This window comes from Mycobacterium sp., from assembly GCF_032159775.1.
In the GTDB taxonomy this organism is placed as follows: domain Bacteria; phylum Actinomycetota; class Actinomycetes; order Mycobacteriales; family Mycobacteriaceae; genus Mycobacterium.
This window is the reverse complement of the sequence record NZ_JAVHWK010000085.1, coordinates 23292-29460: the sequence shown is the minus strand read 5'-3', so window position 1 is coordinate 29460 and position 6169 is coordinate 23292. Positions and strand designations below refer to the sequence as shown.

General features: G+C 66.6%; 7 protein-coding genes and 1 pseudogene. 3 read left to right on the top strand and 5 right to left on the bottom strand.

Annotation, left to right across the window (positions count from 1 at the left end; translation table 11 throughout):
• A pseudogene (locus QOJ24_RS09175) lies at positions 1–215 on the top strand (50S ribosomal protein L25/general stress protein Ctc); the annotation flags it as partial.
• A 20-nt stretch (positions 216–235) separates the two neighbouring features.
• Positions 236–814: an aminoacyl-tRNA hydrolase gene (gene pth / locus QOJ24_RS09170; protein WP_526260673.1), complete on the top strand. Its 579-nt coding sequence runs from the start codon at positions 236–238 to the stop codon at positions 812–814.
• Here pth and QOJ24_RS09165 read toward each other — a convergent pair.
• Genes QOJ24_RS09165 through QOJ24_RS09150 form a run of 4 tightly spaced genes read right to left on the bottom strand, consistent with a single transcriptional unit; the run spans position 811 to position 4599 of the window.
• Positions 811–1563, bottom strand: a complete 753-nt coding sequence (locus QOJ24_RS09165; protein ID WP_526260672.1) for an SDR family NAD(P)-dependent oxidoreductase — start codon at positions 1561–1563, stop codon at positions 811–813. The two genes, pth and QOJ24_RS09165, sit on opposite strands and share 4 nt — an antisense overlap.
• A complete protein-coding gene (locus QOJ24_RS09160) occupies positions 1560–1973 on the bottom strand; it encodes a VOC family protein (RefSeq protein ID WP_526260671.1) in 414 nt (137 codons plus the stop codon). The genes QOJ24_RS09165 and QOJ24_RS09160 overlap by 4 nt, the downstream gene beginning before the upstream one ends.
• Positions 1973–3439, bottom strand: coding sequence for a flavin-containing monooxygenase (locus QOJ24_RS09155; RefSeq protein ID WP_526260670.1), 1467 nt, complete (start codon positions 3437–3439; stop codon positions 1973–1975). Before QOJ24_RS09155 ends, QOJ24_RS09160 begins: the two co-directional genes overlap by 1 nt.
• Positions 3436–4599 carry an Rv3169 family protein gene (locus QOJ24_RS09150; RefSeq protein ID WP_526260669.1) on the bottom strand — a complete coding sequence of 388 codons (1164 nt, stop codon included), beginning with the start codon at positions 4597–4599 and terminating at the stop codon, positions 3436–3438. Before QOJ24_RS09150 ends, QOJ24_RS09155 begins: the two co-directional genes overlap by 4 nt.
• Before the next feature lie 95 nt (positions 4600–4694).
• Here QOJ24_RS09150 and QOJ24_RS09145 point away from each other — a divergent pair, with 95 nt between their 5' ends.
• The gene (locus QOJ24_RS09145) at positions 4695–5258 is read left to right on the top strand and encodes a TetR/AcrR family transcriptional regulator (RefSeq protein ID WP_526260668.1); all 564 of its coding nucleotides are present in this window, start codon (positions 4695–4697) and stop codon (positions 5256–5258) included.
• Here QOJ24_RS09145 and QOJ24_RS09140 read toward each other — a convergent pair.
• Positions 5255–6091 carry an alpha/beta fold hydrolase gene (locus QOJ24_RS09140; RefSeq protein ID WP_526260667.1) on the bottom strand — a complete coding sequence of 279 codons (837 nt, stop codon included), beginning with the start codon at positions 6089–6091 and terminating at the stop codon, positions 5255–5257. The genes QOJ24_RS09145 and QOJ24_RS09140 overlap by 4 nt on opposite strands.
• Positions 6092–6169: the final 78 nt, after the last annotated feature.

The following is a 6169-nucleotide window of genomic DNA, read 5'->3' as shown; positions in this document are numbered from 1 at the left end:
CGCTTCCCGACGGTGTGTCGCTGATCTCGGATCCCGAGATGCTTGTCGTCAACGTTGTGGCCGCCCCGACCGCCGAGGACCTCGAGTCCGAGGGTGCAGGCGAGGCAGTCGAGGGCGCAGGCGAAGGCGCCGAGGAGGGCGAAGAGGGTGCCGAGGCCGCCGACGGCGAGGGCGGTGGCGAGGAATCATCCGGCTCCGACGACTCCTCCGAGTAACCGACGGGCCTTCACCCGACATGGCCGAGCCACATCTGGTGGTGGGCCTGGGGAATCCCGGGCCCAACTACGCCTCGACGCGGCACAACCTCGGCTTCATGGTTGTCGACCTACTCGCCGATCGGATGGGCGAGAAGTTCAAAGTGCACAAGAAATCCGGCGCCGAGGTCGTCACCGGCAGACTCGCAGGTCGGTCGGTGGTGCTGGCCAAACCGCGTGTCTACATGAACGAGTCGGGCCGCCAGGTCGGGCCGCTGTCGAAGTTCTACTCGGTGCCGCCCGCCGATGTGGTGATCGTGCACGACGAGCTCGACATCGACTTCGGCAAGATCCGGCTGAAGTTCGGCGGCGGCGTCGCGGGCCACAACGGTCTGCGATCGGTGGCATCGGCGTTGAGTACGAGCGACTTTCAGCGGGTCCGCATCGGCATCGGCCGCCCGCCGGGCCAGAAGTCGGGGGCCTCGTACGTGCTGGAGAACTTCAGCAAGGCCGAACGGCCCGAGGTTCCGGTGATCTGCGAACAGGCCGCCGACGCAGTCGAGTTGCTGATCGCTCAGGGCCTCGAACCGGCCCAGAACACCGTCCACGCCTGGGGCTAGTCTTGCTCGCGCCGCTTGCGGCGGGCCGTCAGGCGTTGCACCTGGCCGTAGGAGTCGATCGGGCTGTGCAGGGCCAACCCGCCGTCGGCGAACACGGTCTGCCCGGTGACCCAGGACATTTCGAGGACGGCGACGATCGCCTCGGCGATGTCGTCGGCCTCGCCGAGACGGCCGAGCGCGGTGCGCTCGGTGAGTCCTTCGACCCAGCCCGGCAGCTGCTCGGGGTTGGCGAGCATCGGCGTGCGGGTAACCCCGGGGCCGACGGCGTTGACCCGGATGCCGTGCACGCCCCATTCCGTCGCCGCGACCCGCACGAGCATGTCGATGCCCGCCTTGGACACGCAGTAAGCGCCCATATCGCGGTCGGCGAGCGTTCCACTGATGCTGGAGACCGCGACGATCGACCCGCCTTCGCCCTGATCGACCATCGCCCGCGCGACGGCACGCATGGTCAGCCAGGTGCCCGTCAGGTTGGTGTCGATGACCCGCTGCCAGTCCTCGGGCGTCTGCTCGAGCAGTAGACCTGATGCCCCGACCCCCGCACAGGCCACGAGTCGGCTCGGCACGCCGTGCCCCGCGATGGTCTGATCAATCGCGGCCGATACCGACTCGGAATCGCCGATGTCGCAGTCGATGTCGCCGCCGTTGACGTCCCACACCACGACATCGCTTCCCGCCGCCCGCAGTCGGTCGACCACCGCGCGGCCGATGCCGGAGCCTCCCCCTGTGACCACCGCGGTGGCGGTCACTGCGGCGGACCGATCAGTTCGACACGCACACCGTCCGGCGCGTTGAGCACGGCCATCGCCACCTTCTTCCCGCCGGGCGCGGGCATCTCGATCCTGCGCAGCCCGTCGCCGAAGCCGAGGGCCGCCAGCGTCGTCAGCGTGTCTTCGACGTCGCGCTGCAACGACAGCAGGAAGAACCCGAACGCCGGAACGTCGGTCGGCGGAGGCAGCGCCTCGACATCGTCGAACAAAACCAATTCGACAATGCCCGTCTCCGGCGTCGCGGGGTCGCCGAGGAAGATCGACCGCAACCGATCGGTCGCCGCCCCGAACAGGGTTCGCCAGTCGCCGGTGAAGGTGTAGTCGAACAACTCGGTGAAGCCGAGGCCGTCGCGCCAGAACCGCATCGAGGCGTCGACATCGGAGGTCACTATCGCAGCGTGGTGGATTCCGGACAAGCGACCGCCTCCTGCCTGTTGAAGTGATTGAGCTTTACCCGCGACAGCATTTCCACGAATGCGGTTCCGCTGTAGGGGAATTGGGTGACCACCTTGCCATTGGGGTGGCGGTAGTAGTTGTTGCAGTTGGCGAGCCACACGGTGCCCTCCATCGCCCGCTGGATCTCGACGTTGTAGGTGTCGTGCACCTCGCGCTTGACGTCGACGGCGCGCACCCCGGCCACGGCCATGTCGTCGAGGATGCGACGGACGAACTCGGCCTGCGCTTCGAGGATGTAGATGATCGAGGTGACGCCGTTGGTGTTGGGTCCGTACAGCGTGAACAGGTTCGGGTAGCCGGGTACCACGGTGCCCAGGTACGCCTCGGCGCCGTCACCCCAGTCGTCACGCAGTCGTCGGCCGCCCGTTCCGTACACGTCGAGGCTGCCCAGGTAGTCCGCGGCGTGAAAGCCGGTTCCGTAGATGACGGTGTCGAATTCGTGGTCGACGCCGTCGGCGGTGCGCAGCCCGTGCTCGGTGAACTCGGCGATCGGAGCGGTTTCCAGCGTCACGTTCGGCCGTGCGAATGTCGGGAACCAGGCACGCGACTGCAGGGGCCGCTTGCAGCCGACCGGATACGACGGGGTGAGCTTGGCCCGCAGTGCGGGATCGGCCACCTTGCGGGTCAGGTATTCGCGGGCCATCTCCGTCAGGCCCTTCGTCATCTCGGAGTCGGCGCCGAAGTTGGCGGCTTCGTAGGCCTGAAACGCCGCATCGCGGACCTTGAGGGCTTCGCCGGGATCGCGTTCGAAGAGCTCCTGCTGCTCGGCCGTGAACGGCTCGTCGTAGCGAGGGTTGACCCAGATCGGCGTGCGCTGGAACACCGTCAGGTGCGCGGCCACCGCCGCGATCTCGGGTACGTACTGGACGGCGCTGGCACCGGTGCCGATCGAAGCGACACGTTCGCCTGCAGTCGATTTCGAGTGGTCCCATGTCGACGAGTGAAACGTGCGACCCCGAAACCGGTCCGCTCCGGGGATCTCGGGGATGTTGGGCACGTCGAGCATCCCGACGGCGCTGACGACGGCGTCGAACTCATACGTCGCGCCGCAATCGGTCAGCAGCGACCAGCACCGCGCGTCGTCGGCCCAGCGCATCTCGGTGATGCGGGTGTTGCCGAGTAGATGGTTCGCCAAGCCGTGGTCGGCCGCCACCCGCTCGAGATAGGCCAAGATCTCCGGCTGCTGGGCGAACGTCTTGCTCCACCGCGGGTTGAGCGCAAAAGAGTACGAGTAGAAGTGCGACGGCACGTCGCAGGCGGCGCCGGGGTAGGTGTTGTTGCGCCAGGTACCGCCGAAGCCGTCGGCCCGGTCGAAGATGGTGAAGTCGTATCCGGCGGCCGCGAGCTGGATGCCCATCGCGATCCCGCCGGGCCCGGCTCCGATGACCGCGACGCTCACAGAAACGAGTTCTCCGCGGTCAGCCCGCGCTCGGGAAACGCGCCGAGCGCGAAGGTCTCGGCATTACCCAACCCGGACCCACCACCGATCGGATCATCCACTCGCACAAGCAGATCGCGGAGCTGATGCAGCCGGCGGGCGTTTTCGGGTCTGTCGGCGTCGGCGATGTGGTTGCCCTCCACCCGTTCATCGCCGACCCACTGGCCGTACACCCAGTCGTTCCAGCCGTAGTAGCCCGCCGTGCCCAGGTGGAACCCCGTCGCGCCCGCTGCTGTGATCGTCAACGGGCGCTTGCTCCCATCGGTGTCGATCAGCGTGACGGTTCCGTGGGTGAACCGGCGATTGTCGTCCTGGAAGTGCATGTCCTGCTCGACCGAGACGAACCGGTGGGCGGTGCCGTCATCGTTCTGCTGCTCTGCCTGACAACGGATCTCGAGGAAGCCGTCGCCACGCTCCTCCTGATACATCACGAACAGCGAGTAGCTCGATCCGTCCGGGCGCGTCATCGTCATCGGCAGCCACGTCATGAACATCTGCTTGATCTTGCGTCCGCCCCGCGGTAGTCCTGGGATCGGCTTGCCGACTCCAGGCCGTAGGCCCCACGAGTGGTCTCGGATCGAAATCCAGTTGTCGGCGTCGATCTGGGTGCGCGTGCCCTCGACCTCCACCCATCCCGTCGCCACACCGATCTGGTGATAGCGCAACACGTTATGGGTGACGCGGTAGCCGTCGGGGCTGCGGTCGGGCCAGGGATCTTCGAGCGCCGCGGCGAAGCTCCCGCGCAGTTCGACGTCGAATGCGATCGGCGCGTGCTCGGTCGCATCGAGGCCCACCTGGATCGCGCGCAGCGGTTCGACGACCCGGTAGTGCACGGGTCCGACGTCGGTGCCCGCGGGGTTCGACGACAGCCTTCTGCCTGCGCGCACAGTCCACTGCTCGGTGCCTCGGCACACGCCGGCCGCCCCGTCGAAGACGCCGCGGTTGGTGTACTTGCCGATGCCGAGAACGACCTGCAGCGAGTTGTCGCGGGCATGTGCGATCGTCCAGATCTTCTCCGTCCACGACGGATCCGACTGGCTGACCGTGGCGAACGTGTCGACAATCTGATGGGTGAGCAGTTCGTCCTCGGGCACCAGCCCGCCGTAGTTCGTTGACAGCAAGTCGATCGCTTTCTGCAGGTAGCGATATTGCGGACACCCAGCCACCGGCCCGTCGCCAGTGTGACATTTCGGCCCTTATATGTAAAGTGGCGTTCGTGACGTCTCCCCGGTCGGTCGACGGCGAGCAGTCGACGCGCCGCCGGATTCTGGCGGCTACGTTCGTCGTGCTCTCCCGGGATGGGCGACGCAAGTTGCAGCTGTCCGATGTCGCCACGGAGGCCGGTGTCTCGCGCCCGACGCTGTACCGGTACTTCGGCTCCAAGGAGGGCCTGCTCCAGGCGTTCGGCCTCTACGAGCAGGACAACTTCGACTCGGGTATCGCCGCGGCAATGGCCGGGCTGAGCGGACCTGATCGCCTGGACGCTGCGATGCGGTTCATCGTCGAGTTCCAAAGCACGTACTCGCTGGGGTCATTGGCCGATATCGAGCCCGAGCATGTGCTGCACCAGATGAAGCGGGTGCTTCCGATCATGCACGAACGGGTCGCCCGAATCATTCCCGGCGAAGACAGCGATGTCGCGGCTGCGGCCGTGGTTCGTATCGCGGTGTGCCACTACATGATCGCGGGGGGCAGTCCCGACCGGTTCCTCGCTGAACTGCGCCACGCCGCGGGCCTCGACGCGACACGACGGCGACTGCACCGCCGCGCTGCCGGCTAACCGGCCAGCCAGCCGAGGATCGTGGCGGCGATCCGTTCCGGTTGTTCCAGGTGCAGGAAATGCCCTGTGCCGTCGATGATTTCGCATTCAGAACCCGGCGCCGGTAGGTGCCCGGCCGGATCACCGAAGATGTCGATGCCGAGGGCGCCATCGTCGGCGCCGTGAAGATAGAGCGTGGGCACGGACGGATCCTGCAAGGTCGTCAACGCTTCGGCCGTGGTCTCCCGGTCGGCGAAGGCCGGGTTGAAGGATGCCCGGTACGGCGCGATGACGTCGGCGATGTTGTCAGCCGTGACGTATCGACGCAGCTCATCTACGTCATCGTGAGGGTCGTATCCAGGCGACCAGTCCCCCCACAGCGACTCCCAGAAGCCGGGCTCCAGAAGCACCTTCTCGGCAAGACCGGCCTGCTGGATGACCCAGATGTAGAACGACCTCTTCAGTTGGCGGTAGCTGAACATCCCCTCCAGAACACCGGCAGGCGGAGCGGCCAGTGTGACGAGGCGGCCGAATGCCGCCGGGTCCGCGTTGACCACCCCGTACGCGGCGACCGCACCCCAGTCGTGGCCGATCAGGACCGCGCGGTCGTCGGCGTCATACGCCCCGCGAACGTCGAGCAGGGAGCGTACGTAGGTGCCCACGCTGATCGGCGTGCCGACAGGCGCGTCGTAGCCCGGTAGCCAAGGAGCCACTGCCCGGTATCCGTTGGTCGCGAGTTCCGGGCCGAGGTGCCGCCACGTGTGCGGTGTGTCGGGAAAGCCGTGCACGAGAACGGCTAGAGGCAGCGACGTGTCCTCGACATCGCCGAAGGTGCGCGGACCGGGTTTGGTCACCTCGGAAGGGTATTACATCTGGCGAGCAGCACGTAAACCTACTTAGCTTTACATTTAGTGCGCTATGTGTAAATGTGA